Origin of the sequence: Fictibacillus sp. 26RED30 (genome assembly GCF_015903845.1) — a bacterium.
In the GTDB taxonomy this organism is placed as follows: Bacteria; Bacillota; Bacilli; order Bacillales; family Fictibacillaceae; genus Fictibacillus; species Fictibacillus phosphorivorans.
In genome coordinates this window covers 1,643,787-1,665,830 of sequence record NZ_JACZDV010000001.1, presented here as the reverse complement: position 1 = coordinate 1,665,830, position 22,044 = coordinate 1,643,787, and the positions used below count along the sequence as shown (strand labels likewise).

Here is a 22,044-nt window from a genome sequence, read left to right as displayed (position 1 = left end):
TATTGATTGGAGAGGAAGAAAGGGTTTGACTTGGGATTTATTAAACATCATTGGAACGATCGCATTTGCCATTTCAGGTGCATTAGTTGCAATGGAAGAAGATTATGATATTCTAGGCGTATTTATTTTAGGGCTCGTCACGGCATTTGGTGGAGGAATATTGCGTAATGTATTGATCGGTCTCCCTGTAGATTCGATTTGGGAGCAAGGGCTTCTTTTAAAATCAGCACTTGCCTCTATGGGGATCGTATTCTTTATGCCAGAGAGCATGATTCAATTTTCAAAGAGGAGCCTTCACTTTTTTGATGCAATCGGCCTTTCAGCATTTGCGATTCAAGGTGCGATCGCTGCTTCAAGCATGAATCATCCTATAAGTGCGGTTATCGTTGCCGCAATCTTAACAGGCATTGGAGGCGGAATGATTCGTGACGTGTTGGCTGGTCGAAAGCCGGTCGTATTGCGTGAAGAAATATATGCAGTATGGGCTTTATTAGGCGGTTTAGTCGTTGGCCTTAACATAGTGAACAGCACAGTGGAATATATGATTCTTTTTGTTTCTTTAGTTGTATTTAGAATGTTGTCACTCAAACTGAATTGGAGACTTCCACATAGAGCTTTGTGATTTGATTTTATGGTTTTTTAAAAGAGTGAATCAGCAAGAGGCTCACAGCACGCCCTATGGAATCCGAGCAAGTGTGAACGGAAAATCAACTCCTGTCAAAGCATCAAATATACGAAAACAACCTAAATTTAATAACCTTTGATCTTAACCACCCTATAGAGAGGGTGGTTTTTTGTGCAGGAATTTAAGCATTTATTATGGAAATTATGAAACAGGAAGTTATAGGAGGCGAAGCAATGAAGACTATATATTACGAGAACAGAAAAATCAAAGAGACTCATTTTATCGCAGATACATGTTTTGATTATTATAGCGAACGCTTAAGAGCAGATGATTATCGAGGTAACGTAACTCTATTTGCAGAATGGCTTGAAGAAGAATCGCAAAAGAATAATTTTCATAAAATCATTGTAAAATCCAAAGTAGATGATGTCTCTTATTGGCAGGAGCTTGGCTATGTGAACGAAGGTGAGTTTAAAGGTTACTTTAATGGTGGATCAGCATTCGCAATGTGCAAATACTTAAAAAAAGAAAGAAGAAACAGTGAGTACTGGGTGGACGAAGATCGCATTTTAAGTGATGTCATAAAGATACCAAAAGGGGCAAAAAATCTTCCTTTACCGAGCAACTATTTGTTAAGGATGGCTGACATTCAGGATGCAAAGTCCCTAGCAGAGCTTTATGGAGAAGTGTTTGAAGTGTATCCAACACCTATGAACGATGCAGAGTATGTAAGGAAGATGATCGAATCGGGTACTCTTTTTTGTGTAATTGAGCATGAAAATAGAATCGTCAGTGCTGCTTCTGCAGATGTGAACGAAACGTATAACAACGCGGAGATAACAGATTGTGCAACAACACCCGAGCACCGAAAGTTTGGTCTTATGAAGCATTTGATCGACCAGCTTGAAAAAGAGTTGTTTCAAAGAAACATCTATTGTTCTTATTCGATCGCTAGAGCGCTATCTTTTGGAATGAATGCTGTGTTTCATCAAAAAAGCTATGAATATAAAGGAAGGCTCGCGAACAACTGTAAGATTTTTGATAAATACGAGGATATGAACATTTGGGTAAAGGATTTATCAGTATGAGTGCCGAATTTTAGGCATAAGTGACAAAAATTAAGCACTCTTGGTGGTGATCACTTTGATATCTAAATCATTAGAAACGGCAGAAACTCTAAATGCTATTTTAAAGACGATTGATGAAGGAATTCATGTCGTGGATGCAGATGGAATCACTATTTTTTATAATTCAGTAGCGGCTGCATTAGATGGATTAACAACAGATGAGGTTCATCATCATCATGTACTTGATGCGTTTCCATCTCTAACAAAGGAAACGAGCACACTACTCAAAGTAATTGAAACAGGTAAACCCATCTATAATGAACATCAATCCTACACGAATCGCAAAGGTAAACAGATCGATACGGTGAATTCTACGCTGCCACTTTGGTTGAATGGAGAACTGGTCGGGGCTGTAGAGGTAGCGAAAGATCTATCGAAAATAAAAGTGCTTTCTGAACAGCTGATCGATCTGCAAAAAAAGATGAAAGTTAAGAAAAAAACAAATAAAGATCAACCTTTTGCTGCTTATCATTTTTCTGATATCATCACGAACGATTTCGAGCTAAAAGAGGTTAAACTACAATGTAACCAAGCTTCTCAAACCAACTCGCCGATCATGTTATTTGGAGAAACAGGTACAGGTAAAGAGATGTTTGTTCAAGCGATACACAATTCTTCTCAACGTGCTTCCCATCCTTTTGTCGTTCAAAACTGCGCTGCGATTCCAGGGCCACTGCTTGAAGGGATCTTATTCGGTACGACTAAAGGCAGCTTTACAGGTGCCATTGATCGGCCAGGAGTGTTTGAATTAGCAGATGGAGGCACTTTATTCTTAGATGAACTCAATTCGATGCCTGTTGAACTACAAGCAAAGCTCTTGAGGGTCGTTCAAGAAGGAGTAGTAGAGCGAATAGGAAGTCATGTTTCTCGAAGCGTGGATGTTAGGATTATTTCTGCGTTAAACGAACGGCCTGACGTTTGTATGGATAAAGGAAAGCTGCGAAGGGACCTTTATTATCGATTGAATGTTGTTTATTTTGAACTCCCACCTTTAAGGGATAGAAAAAGAGATATTGCTTACTTAGTGAATCATTTTATCAACCACTTTAATCTTAAGTTCGGCAAAAAGGTAAGAGGATTCACACCTGAAGCTGAAAAGCTCATACAACGTTATTCCTGGCCAGGTAATGTTCGAGAACTCAAGCATGCGATTGAGCACTGTATGAATTTTGCTGAAGATGATTCATTAATCGAGGCTTCATTACTTCCGAAACATGTAACGATCAATAATGAACCTGTAGTAGCAATAAGACAAGAATTAACAACCATACCTTCATTGAGACAGGCGCTAGGAGATTATGAGAAACAAATCATTGAGATGGCACTCCAACATACTTCTGGCAATATTCTTCAAGCTGCAAAAATTCTAGGAGTACCGAGACAAACCCTGCAATATAAAATAAAACAAAAATGAACTGCCGAATTTTCGGCAGTTCATTTTTGTTTTATTCCTCTCAATTAAAGGCCCACATTGAAAGGAGTATGCATAAACTATAGTATTAATCGTTATATTCTGAAATTTCTGTAACTTGGCACGCTTCTTGCATGAAATAATAGTGTAGAAATAAAGGAGGTCATTAGAATGCCTGTAGTGAATGGATTATTCAAACCGAAGAAACATTGGAGTGAATTTGAATTATGGAAAGATGTCACAGAAGAGCAATGGAATGATTGGCTGTGGCAGCTTACTAACACCATCAGAAATTTAAAAGATCTTAAGAGCATCATTAACTTGACGCCTGAAGAAGAAGAAGGCGTCAAAATTTCCACGATGACGATACCTTTAAACATTACACCTTATTATGCATGGCTCATGGACCAAGATGACCCTAGATGTCCGATTCGTATGCAGTCCGTTCCGATCGGTAAGGAAATCTTAAAGACGAAATACGACTTGGAAGATCCTTTGCACGAAGATGAAGATTCGCCTGTTCCAGGTCTTACACATCGCTATCCTGACCGTGTTCTTTTTCTTGTAACGAATCAGTGCTCCATGTATTGCCGTTATTGTACGAGAAGACGTTTTTCTGGGCAGATCGGTATGGGTGTACCAAAGAAACAATTGGATGCAGCCATTAATTATATTAGAAATAATCCACAAGTTAGAGATTGTTTGATCTCAGGCGGCGACGGATTATTAATTAATGACAACATCTTAGAATATATATTAAAGAACTTAAGAGAAATTCCTCATCTAGAGATCATTAGGATCGGCACACGTGCTCCGGTAGTTTTTCCGCAAAGAATTACAGAGAATTTATGCAACATCTTAAAGAAGTATCACCCGGTTTGGTTAAACACTCATTTCAACACCTCTATCGAGATTACGGAAGAGTCTAAAAGAGCGTGTGAAATGCTCGCGAATGCTGGGGTCCCTGTAGGCAATCAATCTGTTATTCTCGCAGGGATCAATGATAGTGTTCCTATCATGAAAAAGCTGATGCATGATCTCGTTAAGATTAGAGTCAGACCATACTATATCTATCAATGTGATCTATCTGAAGGTATCGGACATTTCCGTGCACCTGTTTCAAAAGGTTTAGAGATTATTGAAGGGTTGCGAGGTCATACGTCTGGTTATGCTGTTCCGACGTTCGTGGTAGATGCTCCTGGAGGCGGAGGGAAAATAGCTGTTCAGCCAAACTATCTTATCTCTCAATCACCAGAAAAAGTAGTGCTACGTAACTTTGAAGGAGTGATTACCTCTTATCCTGAGCCTCAAAACTATCAAGCTGGCAGAGCGGATGCTTATTTCAATGAAGTGATGGGAACAGATCACATCAAACCTGCGATTGGAGTTTCGGCGCTCATGAGCGATGAAGCGTTCAACCTTGTTCCTAAAGGATTAAAACGCCTTGAACGAAGAGAAAATTATGATACGAATCCGGAGCATAGTTCATTAAAAGATAAGCGTGATAAACGTGATGAATTGAAAGAGAAAAAATATAAGTTTGAACAGACAAAAGACGAAGGAATTTCAGCGACTACTGAAGAACAAAGAAATGCATAGAGAGGAGGATAACATGAAGTGCTTATGGTGTGAGAGTGAAGAAGCAGAGCAGGCAGGATTAACAGGGTATTGGGAACTGCCGGATGGTTCAAGAGCCGTTCAAATAACTGTAATCCCTTCTGTATCCTGTTCTTCTTGTGGTATGGAATATCAAGAGGATCATATTGTAGATGAGATTGAAGATCAACTCATGTTAATAGATACAAAGAAGATAGATTCAAAGATTTCCTATTCAGAATTAATGAGCATACCGAGGTTTTTAAAGAAAAATTATTTTAAGTTGTAACATCAGTAGAGTAAGGAAATATCTTTTTTATATGGTTGTTTTCGCAAACTTTGTTGCTATTGGAAGTTGATCTCCGTTTCAGGCTGTTCGCTAAACTTTTTGATAGAGACTGTGAAAATAGCTTTAAATAAAGATATTTCCTTTTTAACCCTCATGAGGAAGGAGCCTTTTTTATGAGAAAATCACATCTCATCAAACCGGTTCTAGGAAGCGATTATCCTGTTATCAGTCATGGTAAAGGAATCTATTTATACGATAAAGACGGTAAGCAATATATTGATGGATCGTCAGGTGCGATCACATGTAATATCGGTCACGGTGTTCATGAAGTTGCAGAAGCGATGTGGAATCAAGCAAATCATGTATCATTCGTATACCGTTCGCAGTTTACGAGTGAATCAGCAGAACATCTAGCAGAAAAACTAGCACATTATGCGCCAGGTGATTTAAATTCTGTATTCTTTGTTAATAGTGGATCAGAAGCAACCGAGACAGCACTTAAGGTTGCTATTCAGTATTTTCAAGAACAAGGAAACATGACGAAAACAAAAGTCATATCCCGATGGACCAGTTATCATGGAATTACATTAGGAGCACTATCGATGTCCGGTCATAAATTAAGGCGACAACGATTCACGTCATTGCTTGAAGATTTTCCTGCTGCACACCCACCTTATTGTTTTCAGTGTCCATTAAAAGAGACGTATCCTAGTTGCGGAGTAAAATGTGCAGATGACTTAGAGGTTTCCATTCAAGCGATAGGGCCAGATCAGATCGCTGCATTTATAGCGGAACCGATCATCGGTGCTTCAGGAGGAGCCATAGTACCACCAGACGAATACTTCGGAAAAATAAGAGAGATCTGTGATAAATATAATATTTTATTGATAGCAGATGAAGTGATGACAGGTATGGGGCGTACCGGAAAAATGTTTGCGATGGATCATTGGGATGTAACTCCTGACATTATTGCGATAGGAAAAGGCATGAGTGCAGGCTATACACCGATGGCGGCAACCATCGTGTCAGACCGTATTATGAACGTCATCGAATCGGGAAGTAAAGTTATTATGAGTGGACACACGTTTAGCGCAAATCCACAATCAGCTGCGGTTTGCCTTGCTGTTATCGATTATATGGAAAGAAATAGACTTCAGGAAAATGCAGAAGCTATGGGCCAATATCTGATTAATCATCTGCAACGTCTTCAGTGGAAGTACCCGTTAATAGGTGATGTAAGAGGCAAGGGTTTATTATGTGGCATTGAATTTGTTAAGGATCCGATCACAAGAGAACCTTTTGAGATCACTTCAAAAGTTACAGACCGGCTATTATCCATCTGTTTTGACAACGGACTGCTCGTTTACCCGGCAGTAGGTGGAGTAACAGGGTTTTCAGGAGACTCTATTTTAATCTCCCCACCATTGAACGTTACGAAGGAACAGATTACGGATATCATGGAGATCCTAGATCAATCCATCGGAGAACTGACCAAAGAGCTTATTACAGAAGGTTTATATATTACTGAAGCGACCAGTTGAAAGAGGTGTTGTGAATGGCCAAAGGTGTAGATAAACAAATTACACTTGAAAGTGCTTCTGCCTATTTTCGTAATGGCATGTCACTAATGGTCGGTGGTTTTGGAGGAGTAGGTGCTCCTCCTACACTTGTTAATCTGATATTGGAAAAGAATATTAACGATATCTTTCTTATTAGTAACGATACAGGTTTTCCTTGGATCGGACCCGGGAAGCTGATTACGGAAAAAAGGGTGAAGAAATTAATCGCTTCTCATATAGGCTCAAATCCTGAAGCGGGTAAACAGATGCAAGAAGGTTCATTAGAAGTGCAATTTGTTCCGCAGGGCACTCTCGCTGAAAAAATACGAGCTGGTGGTATGGGGCTTGGCGGTATATTGGTCGATGTTGGTCTTGGAACGGTTGTTGAAGTGAACAAAGAGAAAGTTAGTGTAAACAACAAAGAATATATGATCGAACCCGCTTTAATTGCAGATGTGTCGATCGTATATGCAAAAAAAGCCGATCGTTATGGAAACCTTATCTATGATAAGAGTGCGAGAAATACGAATCCACTCGTGGCTACAGCCGGACAGATAACGATCGCAGAAGTAGAAGAGATCGTGCCGGTAGGCTCCCTTGACCCGGAAGAGATCGTCACGCCAGGTGTCTTTATTGACTATATCATTCAGAGTAAAGGAGTGGACTGGAAATGGGTCTGGGAATTGAAACAAGGCACAGGATCGCAAGAAGGGCAGCCCTCGAAATAAGTTATGGAATGATCGTTAATCTTGGCATCGGTATTCCCACTCTCGTTGCAGATTATATTGAAAATGACCTACATATCATGCTGCACACGGAGAACGGTATCTTAGGTATGGGTGGGTCACCAGAAGCAGGAAGTGAGGATGGTAACTTATCCAATGCAGGGGGATATCCCGTTTCCATTCACCCAGGTGCCTCTTATTTTGATAGCGCTACTGCGTTTGGAATCATTAGAAAAGGATTACTTGATGTAACGATACTAGGAGCTCTAGAAGTAAGTGAACGTGGTGATATTGCCAATTGGATCGTACCAGGAAAGCGGGTTCCTGGAATGGGTGGTGCGATCGATCTTGCCCAAAAAGCAAAGAAAGTCATCATCTTAATGAACCACACCGATAAGTATGGAAATCCTAAGATTGTGAGAAACTGTTCACTTCCGCTTACTGTCAAGGAAGGCGCAGACATGATCATCACAGAGAAAGCAGTTTTTCATTGTGAAGATGGAAAGCTAGTTCTTCGTGAGATCATGAGTCCTTATACGTTAGAGGATGTTATCCAGACAACAGGTGCTTCTATCGTTGTAGATGAACACATTTCTGTTTTCCAATGAGAAGTTAGGGAGGTAAAACATGTTAGTTAAAGAAAAACTCTCAAACTGGTTGATGAACGAACAAGAAAACGCTATTCATTTTTTACAAAAGAAGGTTCAAGAAGCGAGCACTACTGGAAATGAAACGGGTGTACAAAAATTGATCGCAAAAAAACTCGAGGAAATTGGACTCGAGGTGGATATGTGGTATCCGGATGGTGAAGAATTAGCGAGCCATCCCAATTTTTGTGCAAGCCGAACAGATTTCAGTACAAGTCCTAACGTTGTTGGGATCTGGCGGGGAAAAGGAAACGGGCGTTCACTTGTTCTAAACGGTCATGTTGATGTCGTCCCAGAAGGTGATCTGAACCAATGGAACGACCATCCTTACAGTGGGAAAATAATAGATGGCAAACTTTACGGCAGAGGTTCAACAGATATGAAAGGTGGAAACCTCTCCCTTTTACTAGCCATTCAAGCACTTAAAGAAACCGGGATCCAATTACAAGGCGATTTATTTTTTCATAGTGTAATAGAAGAAGAGAGTGGCGGTGCAGGTACGCTTGCTGCGGTACTACGCGGGTACAAAGCAGACGCAGCTATTATTCCAGAACCTACTAATATGAAGATCTTTCCTGCTCAACAAGGTTCTATGTGGTTCCGGTTAACCGTGAAAGGGAAAGCAGCACACGGCGGAACTCGTTATGAAGGAGTTAGTGCTATCGAAAAAGCGGTAGTCGTACTAGATGCTATTAAACAATTGGAAATCATCAGAAATGATAGAGTGACAGATCCTCTATACAAGGATATTCCTATTCCCGTCCCGATCAATGTAGGGAAGATCTCAGGAGGTAACTGGCCATCATCCGTTCCAGATACAGTTGAAGTTGAAGGAAGGATTGGCGTTGCTCCTAATGAAACATTGGAAGAAGTAAAAAACGAACTAGAGAGCTATCTATCCAATCTTTCTGATCCGTGGCTAGAAGAGCATAAGATCTCTGTTGAATGGTTCGGTGCACAGTGGCTGCCAGGATTGATTGAAACTCATCATCCCCTCATGAACATGCTCTCAAAGAATTATGAAGATGTAGTTGGAGATCAACCCATTATCGAAGCGTCCCCGTGGGGAACGGATGGTGGCTTATTATCTCATGTCGGCGATACTCCGGCGATCGTGTTCGGGCCAGGCGTTACTTCGGTCGCCCATTATCCGAACGAATATATTGAGATTTCTAAGATCATGGAAGCAGCTGAAATCATAGCTTTAACAATCTATGACTGGTGTGGAGGCGAGAATGGATGAAGAAATCAGAAGAGCTATTAAAACGAAAAGAATTAAACGTCCCAAGGGGCCCTTTTAATACGGTCTTAAATTTTGTGGATCATGCTAGCGGAAGTATGATGGTTGATGTTGATGGTAACGAATATATTGATTTTGCTGGAGCGATCGGAACGTTAAACGTCGGTCATTGTCCGCCTAGAGTAGTGGAAGCCCTAAAAAACCAAATAGAAAAATACATCCATCCATGTTTTCACGTGATGATGTACGAACCTTACGTTCAGCTAGCAGAAAAACTAAACGAAATCACACCAGGAGACCATCATAAAAAAACGTTCTTTTTGAACAGTGGTGCAGAAGCTGTAGAAAACGCGGTTAAAATCGCAAGAAAATATACGGGCAGAAAAGCCATCATCTCATTTGAACGAGGATTTCACGGCAGGACGTTGCTCGCCATGAGTTTAACAAGCAAAGTAAAACCATATAAGTTTGAGTTTGGACCTTTTGCGCCAGAAACATATAAGATGCCCTATCCATATTATTACCGAGAAGACCGTAACGTTGAAGAAACGGATAAAGCGATCTTAAAGAAATTCGAAGACTTTTTCTTAGGAGAGGTTCCACCTGAGGAAATTGCAGCGATCATCTTTGAACCCGTTCAAGGTGAAGGAGGATTCGTTATTCCTTCTAAAACGTTCGTTAAAGGTCTTCGCGAGATTTGTGATAAATACAATATCCTGTTAATCGCCGATGAGATACAAACTGGATTTGGCCGTACAGGAAAAATGTTTGCGATGGAACACTTTGATGTTGTCCCAGATCTCATGACCTTGTCAAAATCGATAGCGGCTGGCCTGCCGATCTCAGCTGTAACAGGCAGAGCGGAAATCATGGATGCACCAGCTCCTGGTGAGATCGGGGGTACCTATGGAGGAAGCCCATTAGGATGCGTTGCTGCGTTAGAGGTCATCTCCATGATTGAAGAAGAAGGATTGTTGACAAGAGCAAATCAGATTGGTGAAATGATCACCAATACCTTTTCAAAATGGAGAGACCAATACGAATTTATCGGTGATGTCAGAGGTATAGGAGCCATGTGTGCGCTTGAGATCGTCAAAGATAAAGTGACGAAAACGCCCGACCCAGATCGTGCGAAAAAAATCATTGCACTTTGTAACCAAAATGGGGTAGCCATTATGGGGGCTGGCCTTTACAGTAACGTTATCCGTATTCTTTCTCCACTTGTAATCTCTGATGAACAGCTTCTTAAAGGCTTGAACGTGATTGAGAAACAGCTCGCAAAGGTAAGTGAAATGGTATCGTCATAAATACGGATTGTAACCTCGTCTCTTCAGACGAGGTTACTTTATTATTTCAAAGGTTTTTTTCAAATTAATGGATATTAACGGAATGGAAATTCGGAAAATTATGCTAATATGATGGTATAGATACAAAAGGGGCTGTACGATTTGCAAATCATAAAAAAATTAATGATTGGTTCTGTCTTAATTGGAGGATTCGTTGTTTATACACAGTACGAAAAAAGTGTTGAACCAACTTGGACAGTAAATAAGGAACAATTTTCGGTCGTAAACTCATTCAAAGATGGAATGAAAAGAGAATATATTAAGTTCGATGAATTAGAGATGATAGATAGATACGGTTTTCTTAAAAAGGTAAACAAGACAGTGACCCTAAAAGAATCGTATCGAACGTTAAAGATCGAAAAGATTTGGAATATGAATGGTCGTATGTATCTGTTATACAGTGTGGATGTAAAAGAGAGAGATAAGGACGAGTATAATATACCACGGCTCTCTGTTAATAACATGCAGTTTCAAACAAAAGAGGGTAAGGAGCTCGTCCTCAAGGCTGGTGAAGAGATGGGTCAGCCAGGTACAAGGGACGAAGGGTTCGTTTATAAGCATCGTTTATACCGTTCCATGATGCTGATGCCTAGTATGTTCGATTCTTCAGAGAACGATTGGTCGATCGTATCAAAAGCTAACGTCGTTCGGCTACAGGATCTTACGATTTCTTCTAAAAACAATGGGGTAGACTCGATTGAGGATATTGCGTTAACGTTGCCCTCAGATGATCCTTACACAAAAGTATTGAAAAGTGAGCCGATCGATCAAACGTTTATATATGAATATAACAAAAAAGTAAAGATTAAATCAATAGATGCTTTACTTTATGAACAGAGACTAAGCGTAGAAATCCCGAATGATGAAAGTTTAATTGGATTTGCGAGCAAAGACAATAAATTACAAGACCAACCTTTGGCATATGGGATTTTAGGAACTAATAAAAACGGGTTTTACATTCCCATCTATGATATGACAGGTGATGTTAACAAGAAAAAAGAAAGGTCTGTCACGTTTACTTCTTCTGTACATAAAGATTCTCGTTCATTCTCATGGACAATTCCAAAGAAAGATATTGAAACGTTTTTAGCGACTAAAAATCAACCGGTATTAAAAAACCAAGAAATCTTAAAGATTGTTAATACGATTATAGTTTATGAAGGGATGACCATGTATGAGGGGAGCCCAAGGATAAGGTTGAGCATATTCGCTGATTCTAGTCAGCTTTTACAACACCTGCGCCTTATTCCTGATCATTATTATAGTGATGCCGAAGTACCTGACGATTATGAACGGGTGTATAAAAACAATACTATCTCGATTTCAGATGAGAAGAAAACGAGAATCAATAACTTTGAAGTGCATAGTTCAGAAGAAAAAAATAAAGCTACCTACTATATCACGTTTTATAACAAAGAAGAGATGGAAAATGGTGAGATGAAACCAATCATGATTCCTGAGAGTGACTTGACGATCACGATATCGAATCTCTCTTATTTAAAGCCCCTTAAAAATCCGGTGAACATTAAGTATAAGAACATCATGATCGTGAACTGATTATACCGATGAATGTGGTAAAGGAGATAGGTTACTTTGAGCACCAAGCGAAATAAGATCATCATTGGGCTTTTGTTATTAATTGGATTTGTTATATACACGCAATATGAAAAAAATGCAGAGCCAACATGGCAAGTTAACGATGAAAATTTTCTTGTGATGAAAGACTGGGAAGAACTAATGGATGCAGAGAAATCAAAATTTAGTGACCTTAAGTTTGCCGATCATTTCAAGTTATTAAAAAATAGTCAGATCTCTATTCCGTTAGCGAATAATCAGCGGAAGTTCCAGGTTGAAAGAACATATAGCTTCGGGCAACAGCTGTACATACTATACAGTGTAGACCTTGTAGAACGGGATAAAGAGGAGAGTGATATTCCTCGATTATCGTTTAATCAAGTTGAGGTCACATCCAAGAAGGGAAAAACTTTTCAATTTCCTATCGATATTTATGAAGGAGAAGGCGCGATCGGTGGTGTTGTGTACAAGCATAAATTGTACCGGTCCATGACGATACATATCCAATACGATAAAGTTGAAACGGATGAAGAGTGGAAAGAGGTTCTTAGCAGTGAGACGGTTAAGCTGCTTAACCCAACATTCACTTCGAACAAAGGAAAGACGAAAATCGATAACTTAACTTTTAAAATCAAGCCTCATAATGTCTTTGACGTACCGCCTGTTCTGGCTACCGAAACGATTGATAAATCCATAGAGCTTTTCAATGACCAAAAGATTCATTTAGATGCGTTTGAAGTCTATCAAATGGGATCTAGAATCAATTTGGATTCAAAGGTTGATCAGGATCTTGTTTCTCTATTTGGAACCATTGAAAATGGACAGAGTCTTTACACGTTACATACAGATATCACAGAAAATGAAGATTCAGATTACTATCTGGAAACGTATTCAGCTCTAGATGAACTTCTTAATATGAATGATTCAGATTCTTTAAGATTGTCGTTTACGCACTCCGTTCATAGAACGGACAAATCGTATGCATTTTCAGTATCTAAACAAGATCTAGTGCAATTTGCCAGCAATCCTGAAAAAGATATTAAGAAAAATGAAGTGATCGCTGACGACACTGATTTTAAAGTGGTTTACAGAGGAATTGAAAATGATGTTTCCAATAACGAAAAAGGAATTCGGTTTTCTATAGAAAGCAAAGTAGAGAATGTAGGACACGACGAATATCTTTATTTTCAACCCAACTATAATGAGAATAGGATCCAAAACCAAGAACGTTTTATGAACAACCTCGTCACGATCAAAAATTCATCAGGAGAAACACTGCAAAATTTTGATGTGATGGGAACTTACGATAGTGAGCAATCGGGGTTCTTATTATTTTTTCATGACGGACTTCCGAAAGGTGACCTCACCGTTACTCTTTCAAAAATAGCAAAAATTCACCCTTTAAAAGAAAAGGTAGAAGTTCCTTTAAAACTTCCTGGACTTAATAAAAAGTAGAAAAAAGACTGCCGCAATGCTAAACGGCAGTCTTTTTTCTACGCTCTCGGATTACTTTGAGCACGTTTGATATACATCTCTTCTTCTCCAACAATTCCACATGCGCCACACTGAATCAATCGTTCTGAACCTTTATACGGAAGATGAAACATATCTAACTCGCCATCAACGTATTGCTGAACAACATCACCAGTGGATGGATCTAGCTTAACAGCTACAGGATTTTGTTCGATCACGTTAAAACGCGTTCTGTTCGTCTTGCAGTTTGGACATAAATAAGGATTTGCCATTTAACGAAACCCTCCTTTTTAGTCTTAAGTTAACCAGTCAAGGAAATATTATGTAAGTTATATTTTTATTTTCTTTAGCCATAGTAAGAAAAAGGAGGGATACATTATGGGTAAACAGAAAAAAGCCAACGCTAATGCACAGCGTAACAACAACGTGAAAGAAAATGGTGCAGAACACCAAACCGAATTTGCGTCTTATGCTGAGATGGAAGTGGAAAAGATGCATCACGGCAAAAAAACAAAATGATTTTACTTCTTAAGTAACTGGTAGTATAATAAAATTCTGCGATGTTCGTGGCTTTTCCATGTCTTTAACCTATGTGCTAATGACGGGAATCCAATATGATCTGTCAGACAGTCAAGCCTAGCATTCGACTTGGAAGGCTGTAACGGCAGCTGCGGATACCCACCTGAGAGATCAGGTTCCAAAGGCATATAAAGTCACGGCAGAGCGGATTTTACTTAAACGACAACAAGCGTATTTTACATCACATGTAAAATGCGCTTTTTTCATAACATATTTCTACCGGGGGATAAAAAGAAGATGGAAAAGAAAGAAGTATTACTGTTAATTGATGGATTTAATCTGCTTAGCAGATGTTATTTTGCAACAGCTTATGGAAAAGAAATGCATGATCTTCCTCGAAACTCAAAAGGGCAGTTTACGAATGCCATACGTGTTACCATTCAGAAACTGCTTATGCTCGTTCGAGATCATGAGCCTTCTCACATTGTAGTAGCTTGGGATGTTAAACGTGATGAGACACTCCGAAGAGAAAAGTTTGCTGATTACAAAGGAACAAGAAACGAGTTGCCTGAGCCTCTTATCCAGCAATTTGAGACACTTGTTCAACTTTTTGATAACATCGGAATCACGCAGCTTACGATTCCTAGATATGAAGCGGATGATATCATCGGTACACTGGCGTATCGCTGGAGAAACGAACGTGACGGAGAATGTATCATCTACAGCAACGACCGCGATCTTTTACAGCTTCTATGCGAGAAGACTTCACAGCTTATTACAGTAAAAAGAGATGAGCTGAAGTATACACTGAATCACTTCCAAGAAGAGTATGGAATCACACCTGCACAGTGGATTGATGTGAAAGCTTTATTAGGTGATAAGAGTGATAATATTCCTGGAGTAGCGGGAGTTGGTGATAAAGCGGCACTTCCACTCATACAACAATATGGTGCTGTTGAATCAATTTATGAAAATTTTGAGACTCTAGACCCTAGATATAAGAGGTATCTGAAGAAACTTGAAGCAGGGCGCGAGATGGCTGTTCTTAGCAAAGATTTATGTACGATTTTTACAGATGTTCCTGAAGTAGTCGACAGAGACTTAGAAGAATGCAGATATACTTTAGATAAACAGAGTGTTCGAAGCGCATTAGAAGAATTAGAGATTCAAATAAGAGTGGGTTAAGTAAGATCCCACTCTTTTTGTTTGCGTTTTATCAACTTTTTATTGAACCGTATTTCAGATAAAATCATGCCGAGTAAAATCAACCCGCATCCTAACAATGATTTTGAACCCAGTCGTTCATTCAGCATGATATAAGCAGTAAGTGCCGCAAAAACAGGTTCCATCGCAAAGATTAAAGCCACTCGTGCAGGCGTTGTAAACGATTGAAAGTGTGTTTGAGCCAAAAAAGCTAGAGCAGTTGCAAAGAATGAGGTGATCAAGAGAGCACTGATTACTTCCGGCTGTTGAACCAGCTTGGCCGTGAACATCTGCTGCCAATCTTCCATCATGATTGCAGTTATAAAACTAAATAGAGCAACGGTCAAAAGTTGGATAATCGTTAGACATATAGCGTTGTATGATGAAGCAAACTTTCCTGTGAACACGATATGAAGAGCAAATGAAATAGCACATAATAGTACATAACCATCGCCAGTGTTCAACGAGAGGCTGTTGTGGATCGTTAATAAATATAAACCGATTACAGCTAATAGAGAGCTAATCCCTACTTGCCAATTCAGTTTGTTCTTTAACAATAAATAGCTGAGCAAAGGCACCAAGACAACACTTAATCCTGTTATGAACCCAGCTTTTGAAGATGTGGTATATAACAATCCGACAGTTTGAAAACCGTACCCTAAAAATAGCCAAAAGCCAAGTATGATACCGCTGATCCATATACTTCTGTCTGTAAAATGACTGAGTGACGAACGGTTAAACAAGAAGATAATTAGCAATAATGTTATGGCGGCAATGGAAAAACGCACGCTGTTAAATGAATAAGGTTCTAAAAATGCAATCGCTTTCTGGACGATAACGAAAGTCGAACCCCAGATCAAAGCTACAAGAAGTAGATTGAAGTCGGCAAACCAAGTCTTTCTAAACATCTGACGGTCTCTTGTTTAATTGAATGGCTTGTCGTGCAAGTTCGTCTGCGATCTTATTTTGCTTTGAAGGAATCCACTTAATAAAGAACAGATCCAATTGCTCTGAAAGCTCTAGAGCTTCTTCTAAAAGTTTTGTATAGCGTTTATCTTTAGCAAATTTTTTATCCACAGCGCTCTCAACTGCTTGAGAGTCTGTGCGGAACGATACGATTCTCCAATCATGTTCAATACATAATTCCAAACCATGTATGAGAGCTCTAAATTCTGCTTCATGGTTACTCATCGTACCAATTGGAAAGCGATACGAATGTGTAGTGCCGTTTCCGACTTTTACATATATGCCAGCACCGGAAAGTCCGGGATCACCTGCACTTGCACCATCAATGTATATCTCTATCAATTCTTTCTCTCCTCTATATGATTATATTCGTATTATAAAGGACTTTATAAAAAACAAAAAGGAGATTACTATGAACTTCTCAATCGAGTATATGTATAAACATCCAAAATCCCCCTTTAAGGTTCGATTTGTTTCTGACCCTATGCCGCTAACTGAAGCCCTTTTTACAGCAACTGATTTGGAGAAGACCGGAAGAGTGTCTGAATTGGTTTTCGTCGATACAAAAGATGTAACTTGGACGAAGAAAGAGCTGACTAAATTAACGCAAGTCAAAAAAGAAGAACCAAAAGATATCTCTATTTATTTCGATGGAGGTTTTAAGTCGGAAACGGGAACTAGTGGTCAAGGCATTATAATTCATTTTTCTCAAAACGGTATAACCTATCGTATTAAAAAGAATGCAAGTCTAACCAATATTGAATCGAATAATGAATCGGAGTATGCTGCATTGTGGATTGCTGTAAAAGAACTTGAAGAACTTGGCGTCCAATATGAAGAAGTTAGGATTCAAGGAGATTCGAAGGTTGTCATCGAGCAGCTCAAAGGGGAATGGCCATGTTATGAAACGAACCTCCAGAACTGGGCAGATAAAATCGAAACACTATTGAAGAAACTTCAGATCGAACCTGTTTATGAATGGGTGGCTAGAAACAAGAACAAAGATGCAGATCATCTCGTAACACAAGCATTGAACGGAAAAATCATAAGAGCTAAGAAAGAAGTCATTGATAATTCCTAAATATAACTGGTACAATTTACTAGAATCTTTTGATTTTGGGGTTGAGGTAGACATGAATGAGAACGTTCTAGACGACTATATAGCATTATTAGCTTCAAAAGGGTTTCGTCTAAGTGATGGAGACCTTCATTTTGTAGATTTCGGGAGACATTACACGGACGCAAGTGAACCTCAAGTGAAAATAGCATTAGAAGTCACATTAATTAAACAGTTATCGTTTGACGGAAGTTACTTTATTGCAGTACTAGAGTCATTAGTTAACGAAAATATCACCTCAAAGCAAAAAGCGTATGAACTACTAGACCGGTTACAAACCAACAACGAAAGAAAACATTCTTGTACAGTGGGGTAAGCATGAAAGAGAAAATGATCGAACAAACAGAGTCGTTTGTAAAAGATAAGTTAAGAGATGAGAGCAGTGGTCATGATTGGTATCACATCTATCGCGTTAAAAATTTAGCTCTGAACATTGCAGAAAAAGAAGGTGCAGACCATTTTGTTTGTGTGATGGCTGCACTTTTACACGACATAGCTGACGAAAAAATTGCTGGAACTGAAGAAGAAGGTCTAAAAGAAGTGAAACAATGGTTAGAATCCATTTCCGTGGAAAAAGCATACATCACGCATATTATGACAATCATCTCTACGATGTCATTTAAAGGCGGTAGTGGAAAAGAGATGGAATCGATTGAGGGTAAGGTCGTACAGGATGCCGACCGTTTAGACGCGATTGGAGCGATCGGAATCGGAAGAACATTCGCGTATTCCGGAGCAAAAGGACAATTAATGTATGACCCTGCGATTCCTGTTCGAGAGACGATGACAAAAGAGCAGTATCGGAATGAAAGAAGTACAGCTATTAATCACTTCTACGAAAAGTTGTTAAAATTAAAGCATGGGATGAATACTCCTTATGCAAAAAAACTAGCAGATGACCGGCATGCCTTTCTAGAAAACTTTCTAGAGCAGTTTCTTGAAGAGTGGGAAGGCAAAAAGTGAGTAAGTAAGTTTTCTATGAAAATGGTTGATTTCCGCTTCGATCAACTTTCATAGGAAGAGAATATAAACATTCAAAATCAACAATCTTAGTTTAGGTTGTCATTTTATAGTGAATGATCTGTATTAAAAAAAGGCCAAAATAATGGCCTTTTTTAGTTATTTAGAATGTAGACTAACACTCTTCTGCTGGTCGTGGCCCAGCGTCTAGTCCTTCTGATGTTACTGTAAGAACAGGATTGATCGATGCATCTTCACTCACACAAATCTGGCAAGATAATCTTACATTACCAGATAGACCCTTCGTAGCGATAATATTCGCTTCATTCTCACCGATCGGTCCTAGATCTCCTGACAATACTTCCACTCGGCATGTTGTACATTTCGCTTTGCCTCCACAGCGGTGGAGAATGTCAATTCCGTTGTCTTCAAGTGCATTTACAAGTTTTTTGCCATTTTCAATCTCATATGTACCAAATCCACGCACATCAATTTTTGCCATTTTACCTGCCTCCTTAAAATTAACACTTAGTATTTCTTTCCATTCTTATTATACGATAACCTCTTAGCAAGTAAACTACATGATTAGAAGTTGTAATAGAAAAACTAATCGCATCACATACTTGTTTCATATACAATAGAGAGTGGAGTCTATTACATATGATGGAGGGTTAAATCAACATGCTAGAAAAGGTTACGTTCAAAAGTGATATCGAGATTGCCCAATCAGCGAAAATGCTTCGAATCGAAGAAATTGTAGGACAACTAGGAATTGAAGAAGATGATTGGGAGCCTTATGGAAGATACAAAGGAAAGCTATCATTAGATCTGTTTCAAAAACTTCAGAATGTTGAAGATGGAAAAGTCGTCTTAGTAACAGCAATTAGTCCAACACCAGCTGGAGAGGGCAAGTCTACGGTAACCGTGGGGCTTGGACAAGCACTCAATCGTGTTGGAAAGAAAACGATTATCGCTTTACGTGAACCATCACTTGGCCCTAGCATGGGTATTAAAGGTGGTGCAGCAGGCGGAGGATACTCTCAAGTGATGCCGATGGAAGATATTAATCTTCACTTCACAGGAGACCTGCATGCCATAACAACTGCTAATAACGCATTAGCAGCATTAATCGATAACCATATACACCAAGGAAATGAATTGAACATAGATCCGCGCCGTATCGTTTGGAAGCGTGCATTAGATATGAATGATCGAGCATTAAGAAAGATCGTCATCGGCTTAGGCGGACCCGTTCAAGGTGTTCCTCGAGAGGATGGATTCGATATTACGGTTGCATCAGAAGTGATGGCGATCTTCTGTTTGGCAAATGACCTCGAAGACTTGAAAATGAGACTTTCTAAGATGGTAGTGGCGTTTGATTACGACAATCAACCCGTTACCGCCGGACATCTGAATGCTCATGGAGCACTTACATTACTTTTAAAAGATGCGATTCGCCCGAATATCGTACAAACATTAGAAAACACGCCTGCACTTGTACATGGTGGCCCTTTTGCAAACATTGCTCATGGATGTAACAGTGTTATCGCGACAAAATTGGCATCTAAACTCGGTGAGATGGTCGTAACAGAAGCTGGATTCGGCGCTGACCTTGGAGCGGAGAAGTTCTTAGATATTAAAGCGCGATATGCGGGTATCCATCCAAGTGCAGTTGTTATTGTTGCTACAGTAAGAGCACTTAAGATGCATGGAGGTCTTGCAAAAGAATATTTGAAGAACCCGGACTTAGATGCTCTTCAAAAAGGGATGCCTAACCTCGAGAAACATTTAGAAACATTGAAAGAATTTGGGGTACCTGTTGTTGTTGCGATCAACAAATTTGTGACGGACACGGACGAAGAGGTCGCTTTCATAAAAGATTGGTGCAATAGAAAAGGTGTTGCTGCCGAAGAAGCTGATGTTTGGGCTAAAGGCGGACAAGGTGGAGAGGCATTGGCGAATAGAGTATTAGAGACGATTGAAACTGAAGAGAATAATTACAAACCTCTTTATGAACTGAACGTTTCTTTACAGGAAAAAATAGAGACGATCTGTAAAAAAGTGTACGGAGCAGGAGAAGTACAGTTCTCACCCAAAGCTGTAAAGCAAATGAAGCAGTACACTGATTTCGGATGGGATCAATTGCCTGTATGTATGGCTAAGACTCAATATTCATTCTCAGATGATCCAAAAAAACTCGGTCGTCCAGAAAACTTTACGATTACGATCAGAGAACTTAAACCGTCGATTGGAGCTGGGTTCATCGTTGCTCTTACAGGTGATGTCATGACGATGCCAGGACTTCCAAAAGTACCTGCAGCAAACAACATGGATGTATCAGAAGACGGGAAAGCAGTAGGACTATTTTAAGAAATAGTGTAAAGTATCCTTATAAACTGCTATACTTCTGTAGGAGGGATGCATATGAAACCATTACAACTTTCAGCTGATACTGCGGTGAAATTAGCAAAAGCGCTAAACGTGCCTCTTGAACAGTTGATGCATATGCCTCAGCATATTTTAGTAAAAAAGCTGATGGAATTGGAAGCATCCAAAGAAAATAAGGATGAATAATTAAGAACAAGAAGGCGAAAACCTACTATGTAGGTTTTTTCTTTTTTATTATCTATCTTTTAAAAAAAGGAATGAAAATATGGATACAAAAAAACCTGGTTTAGTGTATACACTTAAAGTTGTTCGGATTTCTGACCTAGGCTATGTTTTAGATCTTGAAGATGGCAAAGAAGTACTTTTACATCGATCTGAAGCAAAAAGCAAACATGAAGAAGAAAACATGGTAGAAGTCTTTTTATATCAAGATCATGAAGGAAGACTGGCTGCGACAGAAACTATTCCAAAAGTTCGTCTCGATTCATTAGCTTGGCTAGAAGTAGCAGGTGTGAATCGGAAGTTAGGGGTATTTCTTCATATCGGCATTAAGAAAGATATTCTCTTATCAAAAGACGATCTTCCAGAATCATGGGATGAATGGCCGCATCTTGGCGACCGTGTATATTCAGGCATGAAATTAGATAAAAAAGGCCGGATCTTTGCTGACTTAGCTACAGAAGAAGAGATGGTAGAACAAGCAGAAGCGGCAACAGAAGAAATGTTTAATCAGCAAACTTCAGGATATGTTTATAAGATTAATGAAGCGGGTGTACTTCTGTTCACTGAGTCACAGCACATCGGATTCATTCATAACGATGAATTAAAGGTTAAGCCTCGTCTTGGGCAGAAGCTCGGAGCTCGTGTAGCGTTCGTTCGAGAAGATGGAAGAATGAACTTATCGATGAGAGCTAGAAAAGAAATTGCCTATAGTGAGGATTCTGAACGCATCTATCAATATTTAAGAGAAAACAAAGGACAGATGCCTCTAACAGATAAGTCATCTCCAGAAGAGATCAAAGAGACTTTTCAGATGAGTAAAGCTGCATTCAAACGAGCTCTTGGTAAACTTATGAAAGAAGAAAAAATCGTTCAAGAAGACGGAAAAACATATCTTCAAATCTAAGGGGGAAAGGCCTGATGATCAGGCTTTTTTTCTTTTTGATGGGTATTTTCTATATCTATGCTTATATTTTTTAGCACTAATTTTTTATTTTCGATTCTTACTTTTCATATAGCCTTTCTAATCCATATAACAACAGGATTTGCAATGTCCTT

24 protein-coding genes and 1 other RNA gene are annotated in these 22,044 nt (G+C 39.3%); 21 read left to right on the top strand and 4 right to left on the bottom strand.

Translation table 11 applies throughout. The annotated features are described in order from the left end of the window. The first annotated feature begins 25 nt into the window (after window positions 1-25). The 12 genes from IHV11_RS08500 to IHV11_RS08445 all read left to right on the top strand — a co-directional run bounded on the left by IHV11_RS08500 (window position 26) and on the right by IHV11_RS08445 (window position 13,595). On the top strand, window positions 26-622 hold the full coding sequence (locus IHV11_RS08500) for a trimeric intracellular cation channel family protein (RefSeq protein WP_197194366.1): 597 nt from the start codon (window positions 26-28) through the stop codon (window positions 620-622). A gap of 236 nt (window positions 623-858) precedes the next feature. Continuing rightward, the gene (ablB, locus tag IHV11_RS08495) at window positions 859-1,713 is read left to right on the top strand and encodes a putative beta-lysine N-acetyltransferase (protein ID WP_197194365.1); all 855 of its coding nucleotides are present in this window, start codon (window positions 859-861) and stop codon (window positions 1,711-1,713) included. A gap of 46 nt (window positions 1,714-1,759) precedes the next feature. Continuing rightward, window positions 1,760-3,166 (top strand): sigma-54 interaction domain-containing protein, encoded by a 1,407-nt coding sequence (locus IHV11_RS08490; RefSeq protein ID WP_370568642.1) that lies wholly within the window; start codon window positions 1,760-1,762, stop codon window positions 3,164-3,166. Between the two features lie 168 nt (window positions 3,167-3,334). Next, the gene (ablA, locus tag IHV11_RS08485) at window positions 3,335-4,762 is read left to right on the top strand and encodes a lysine 2,3-aminomutase (protein WP_197127852.1); all 1,428 of its coding nucleotides are present in this window, start codon (window positions 3,335-3,337) and stop codon (window positions 4,760-4,762) included. A 13-nt stretch (window positions 4,763-4,775) separates the two neighbouring features. After that, window positions 4,776-5,048 (top strand): YokU family protein, encoded by a 273-nt coding sequence (locus IHV11_RS08480; protein ID WP_197127853.1) that lies wholly within the window; start codon window positions 4,776-4,778, stop codon window positions 5,046-5,048. Between the two features lie 173 nt (window positions 5,049-5,221). Then, window positions 5,222-6,589 (top strand): aspartate aminotransferase family protein, encoded by a 1,368-nt coding sequence (locus tag IHV11_RS08475; protein ID WP_197194364.1) that lies wholly within the window; start codon window positions 5,222-5,224, stop codon window positions 6,587-6,589. A 14-nt stretch (window positions 6,590-6,603) separates the two neighbouring features. Continuing rightward, window positions 6,604-7,335 (top strand): CoA transferase subunit A, encoded by a 732-nt coding sequence (locus tag IHV11_RS08470; protein WP_197127855.1) that lies wholly within the window; start codon window positions 6,604-6,606, stop codon window positions 7,333-7,335. Continuing rightward, complete coding sequence (locus tag IHV11_RS08465; RefSeq protein WP_197127856.1) at window positions 7,278-7,940, top strand: 3-oxoacid CoA-transferase subunit B; 663 nt, start codon at window positions 7,278-7,280, stop codon at window positions 7,938-7,940. Before IHV11_RS08470 ends, IHV11_RS08465 begins: the two co-directional genes overlap by 58 nt. 19 nt (window positions 7,941-7,959) lie before the next feature. After that, complete coding sequence (locus tag IHV11_RS08460) at window positions 7,960-9,222, top strand: peptidase (protein WP_197194363.1); 1,263 nt, start codon at window positions 7,960-7,962, stop codon at window positions 9,220-9,222. Beyond that, entirely contained in the window at window positions 9,219-10,526 is a 1,308-nt protein-coding gene (gene gabT, locus IHV11_RS08455; RefSeq protein ID WP_197127858.1) for a 4-aminobutyrate--2-oxoglutarate transaminase, read from the top strand. Before IHV11_RS08460 ends, gabT begins: the two co-directional genes overlap by 4 nt. Window positions 10,527-10,667: 141 nt before the next feature. Next, window positions 10,668-12,122: a hypothetical protein gene (locus IHV11_RS08450; RefSeq protein WP_197194362.1), complete on the top strand. Its 1,455-nt coding sequence runs from the start codon at window positions 10,668-10,670 to the stop codon at window positions 12,120-12,122. A gap of 36 nt (window positions 12,123-12,158) precedes the next feature. Continuing rightward, window positions 12,159-13,595 carry a hypothetical protein gene (locus IHV11_RS08445; protein WP_197194361.1) on the top strand — a complete coding sequence of 479 codons (1,437 nt, stop codon included), beginning with the start codon at window positions 12,159-12,161 and terminating at the stop codon, window positions 13,593-13,595. Window positions 13,596-13,633: 38 nt separating this feature from the next. Here IHV11_RS08445 and IHV11_RS08440 read toward each other — a convergent pair whose 3' ends face one another. Further along, window positions 13,634-13,885, bottom strand: a complete 252-nt coding sequence (locus IHV11_RS08440) for a DNA alkylation repair protein (protein WP_197191082.1) — start codon at window positions 13,883-13,885, stop codon at window positions 13,634-13,636. A 106-nt stretch (window positions 13,886-13,991) separates the two neighbouring features. Between IHV11_RS08440 and IHV11_RS08435 the strand changes: the two genes are divergently transcribed. The 3 genes from IHV11_RS08435 (at window position 13,992) to IHV11_RS08425 (ending at window position 15,317) form a co-directional block, all read left to right on the top strand. Next, window positions 13,992-14,132, top strand: coding sequence for a hypothetical protein (locus IHV11_RS08435; RefSeq protein WP_197127861.1), 141 nt, complete (start codon window positions 13,992-13,994; stop codon window positions 14,130-14,132). Between the two features lie 30 nt (window positions 14,133-14,162). Further along, window positions 14,163-14,347, top strand: a non-coding RNA gene (gene ssrS / locus IHV11_RS08430) — 6S RNA. An 82-nt stretch (window positions 14,348-14,429) separates the two neighbouring features. After that, complete coding sequence (locus IHV11_RS08425; RefSeq protein WP_197127862.1) at window positions 14,430-15,317, top strand: 5'-3' exonuclease; 888 nt, start codon at window positions 14,430-14,432, stop codon at window positions 15,315-15,317. Here the strand turns inward: IHV11_RS08425 and IHV11_RS08420 are convergent. Then, window positions 15,314-16,243 (bottom strand): DMT family transporter, encoded by a 930-nt coding sequence (locus IHV11_RS08420; RefSeq protein ID WP_197194360.1) that lies wholly within the window; start codon window positions 16,241-16,243, stop codon window positions 15,314-15,316. The genes IHV11_RS08425 and IHV11_RS08420 overlap by 4 nt on opposite strands. Continuing rightward, window positions 16,236-16,643 (bottom strand): reverse transcriptase-like protein, encoded by a 408-nt coding sequence (locus IHV11_RS08415; protein WP_197194359.1) that lies wholly within the window; start codon window positions 16,641-16,643, stop codon window positions 16,236-16,238. The genes IHV11_RS08420 and IHV11_RS08415 overlap by 8 nt, the downstream gene beginning before the upstream one ends. A gap of 70 nt (window positions 16,644-16,713) precedes the next feature. Between IHV11_RS08415 and IHV11_RS08410 the strand changes: the two genes are divergently transcribed. From IHV11_RS08410 to IHV11_RS08400, 3 genes are read left to right on the top strand one after another with little or no spacing between them, the layout of a single operon-like run. Continuing rightward, on the top strand, window positions 16,714-17,382 hold the full coding sequence (locus tag IHV11_RS08410; RefSeq protein WP_197194358.1) for a reverse transcriptase-like protein: 669 nt from the start codon (window positions 16,714-16,716) through the stop codon (window positions 17,380-17,382). A 52-nt stretch (window positions 17,383-17,434) separates the two neighbouring features. Then, window positions 17,435-17,734 (top strand): DUF6123 family protein, encoded by a 300-nt coding sequence (locus IHV11_RS08405; protein ID WP_197127866.1) that lies wholly within the window; start codon window positions 17,435-17,437, stop codon window positions 17,732-17,734. A 2-nt stretch (window positions 17,735-17,736) separates the two neighbouring features. Further along, the gene (locus tag IHV11_RS08400) at window positions 17,737-18,381 is read left to right on the top strand and encodes an HD domain-containing protein (protein WP_197194357.1); all 645 of its coding nucleotides are present in this window, start codon (window positions 17,737-17,739) and stop codon (window positions 18,379-18,381) included. 172 nt (window positions 18,382-18,553) lie between these two features. On the opposite strand, the gene IHV11_RS08395 is transcribed toward IHV11_RS08400, so the two are convergent. Beyond that, on the bottom strand, window positions 18,554-18,880 hold the full coding sequence (locus IHV11_RS08395; protein ID WP_137789531.1) for a 2Fe-2S iron-sulfur cluster-binding protein: 327 nt from the start codon (window positions 18,878-18,880) through the stop codon (window positions 18,554-18,556). Between the two features lie 179 nt (window positions 18,881-19,059). Here IHV11_RS08395 and IHV11_RS08390 point away from each other — a divergent pair, with 179 nt between their 5' ends. The 3 genes from IHV11_RS08390 (at window position 19,060) to IHV11_RS08380 (ending at window position 21,892) form a co-directional block, all read left to right on the top strand. Beyond that, window positions 19,060-20,748 carry a formate--tetrahydrofolate ligase gene (locus IHV11_RS08390; protein WP_197194356.1) on the top strand — a complete coding sequence of 563 codons (1,689 nt, stop codon included), beginning with the start codon at window positions 19,060-19,062 and terminating at the stop codon, window positions 20,746-20,748. 54 nt (window positions 20,749-20,802) lie between these two features. After that, entirely contained in the window at window positions 20,803-20,952 is a 150-nt protein-coding gene (locus IHV11_RS08385) for a YycC family protein (RefSeq protein WP_082861366.1), read from the top strand. Between the two features lie 79 nt (window positions 20,953-21,031). Beyond that, window positions 21,032-21,892 carry a CvfB family protein gene (locus IHV11_RS08380; RefSeq protein ID WP_197194355.1) on the top strand — a complete coding sequence of 287 codons (861 nt, stop codon included), beginning with the start codon at window positions 21,032-21,034 and terminating at the stop codon, window positions 21,890-21,892. Window positions 21,893-22,044: the final 152 nt, after the last annotated feature.

Bases quoted from the DNA above. Each gene is read 5' to 3' on its own strand.
- ablB (WP_197194365.1), top strand. From the start codon at position 859: ATGAAGACTATATATTACGAGAACAGAAAAATCAAAGAGACTCATTTT.
- ablA (WP_197127852.1), top strand. From the start codon at position 3,335: ATGCCTGTAGTGAATGGATTATTCAAACCGAAGAAACATTGGAGTGAA.
- IHV11_RS08480 (WP_197127853.1), top strand. From the start codon at position 4,776: ATGAAGTGCTTATGGTGTGAGAGTGAAGAAGCAGAGCAGGCAGGATTA.
- IHV11_RS08475 (WP_197194364.1), top strand. From the start codon at position 5,222: ATGAGAAAATCACATCTCATCAAACCGGTTCTAGGAAGCGATTATCCT.
- IHV11_RS08470 (WP_197127855.1), top strand. From the start codon at position 6,604: ATGGCCAAAGGTGTAGATAAACAAATTACACTTGAAAGTGCTTCTGCC.
- IHV11_RS08465 (WP_197127856.1), top strand. From the start codon at position 7,278: ATGGGTCTGGGAATTGAAACAAGGCACAGGATCGCAAGAAGGGCAGCC.
- IHV11_RS08460 (WP_197194363.1), top strand. From the start codon at position 7,960: ATGTTAGTTAAAGAAAAACTCTCAAACTGGTTGATGAACGAACAAGAA.
- gabT (WP_197127858.1), top strand. From the start codon at position 9,219: ATGAAGAAATCAGAAGAGCTATTAAAACGAAAAGAATTAAACGTCCCA.
- IHV11_RS08440 (WP_197191082.1), bottom strand. From the start codon at position 13,885: ATGGCAAATCCTTATTTATGTCCAAACTGCAAGACGAACAGAACGCGT.
- IHV11_RS08435 (WP_197127861.1), top strand. From the start codon at position 13,992: ATGGGTAAACAGAAAAAAGCCAACGCTAATGCACAGCGTAACAACAAC.
- IHV11_RS08425 (WP_197127862.1), top strand. From the start codon at position 14,430: ATGGAAAAGAAAGAAGTATTACTGTTAATTGATGGATTTAATCTGCTT.
- IHV11_RS08420 (WP_197194360.1), bottom strand. From the start codon at position 16,243: ATGTTTAGAAAGACTTGGTTTGCCGACTTCAATCTACTTCTTGTAGCT.
- IHV11_RS08410 (WP_197194358.1), top strand. From the start codon at position 16,714: ATGAACTTCTCAATCGAGTATATGTATAAACATCCAAAATCCCCCTTT.
- IHV11_RS08405 (WP_197127866.1), top strand. From the start codon at position 17,435: ATGAATGAGAACGTTCTAGACGACTATATAGCATTATTAGCTTCAAAA.
- IHV11_RS08400 (WP_197194357.1), top strand. From the start codon at position 17,737: ATGAAAGAGAAAATGATCGAACAAACAGAGTCGTTTGTAAAAGATAAG.
- IHV11_RS08395 (WP_137789531.1), bottom strand. From the start codon at position 18,880: ATGGCAAAAATTGATGTGCGTGGATTTGGTACATATGAGATTGAAAAT.
- IHV11_RS08390 (WP_197194356.1), top strand. From the start codon at position 19,060: ATGCTAGAAAAGGTTACGTTCAAAAGTGATATCGAGATTGCCCAATCA.
- IHV11_RS08385 (WP_082861366.1), top strand. From the start codon at position 20,803: ATGAAACCATTACAACTTTCAGCTGATACTGCGGTGAAATTAGCAAAA.
- IHV11_RS08380 (WP_197194355.1), top strand. From the start codon at position 21,032: ATGGATACAAAAAAACCTGGTTTAGTGTATACACTTAAAGTTGTTCGG.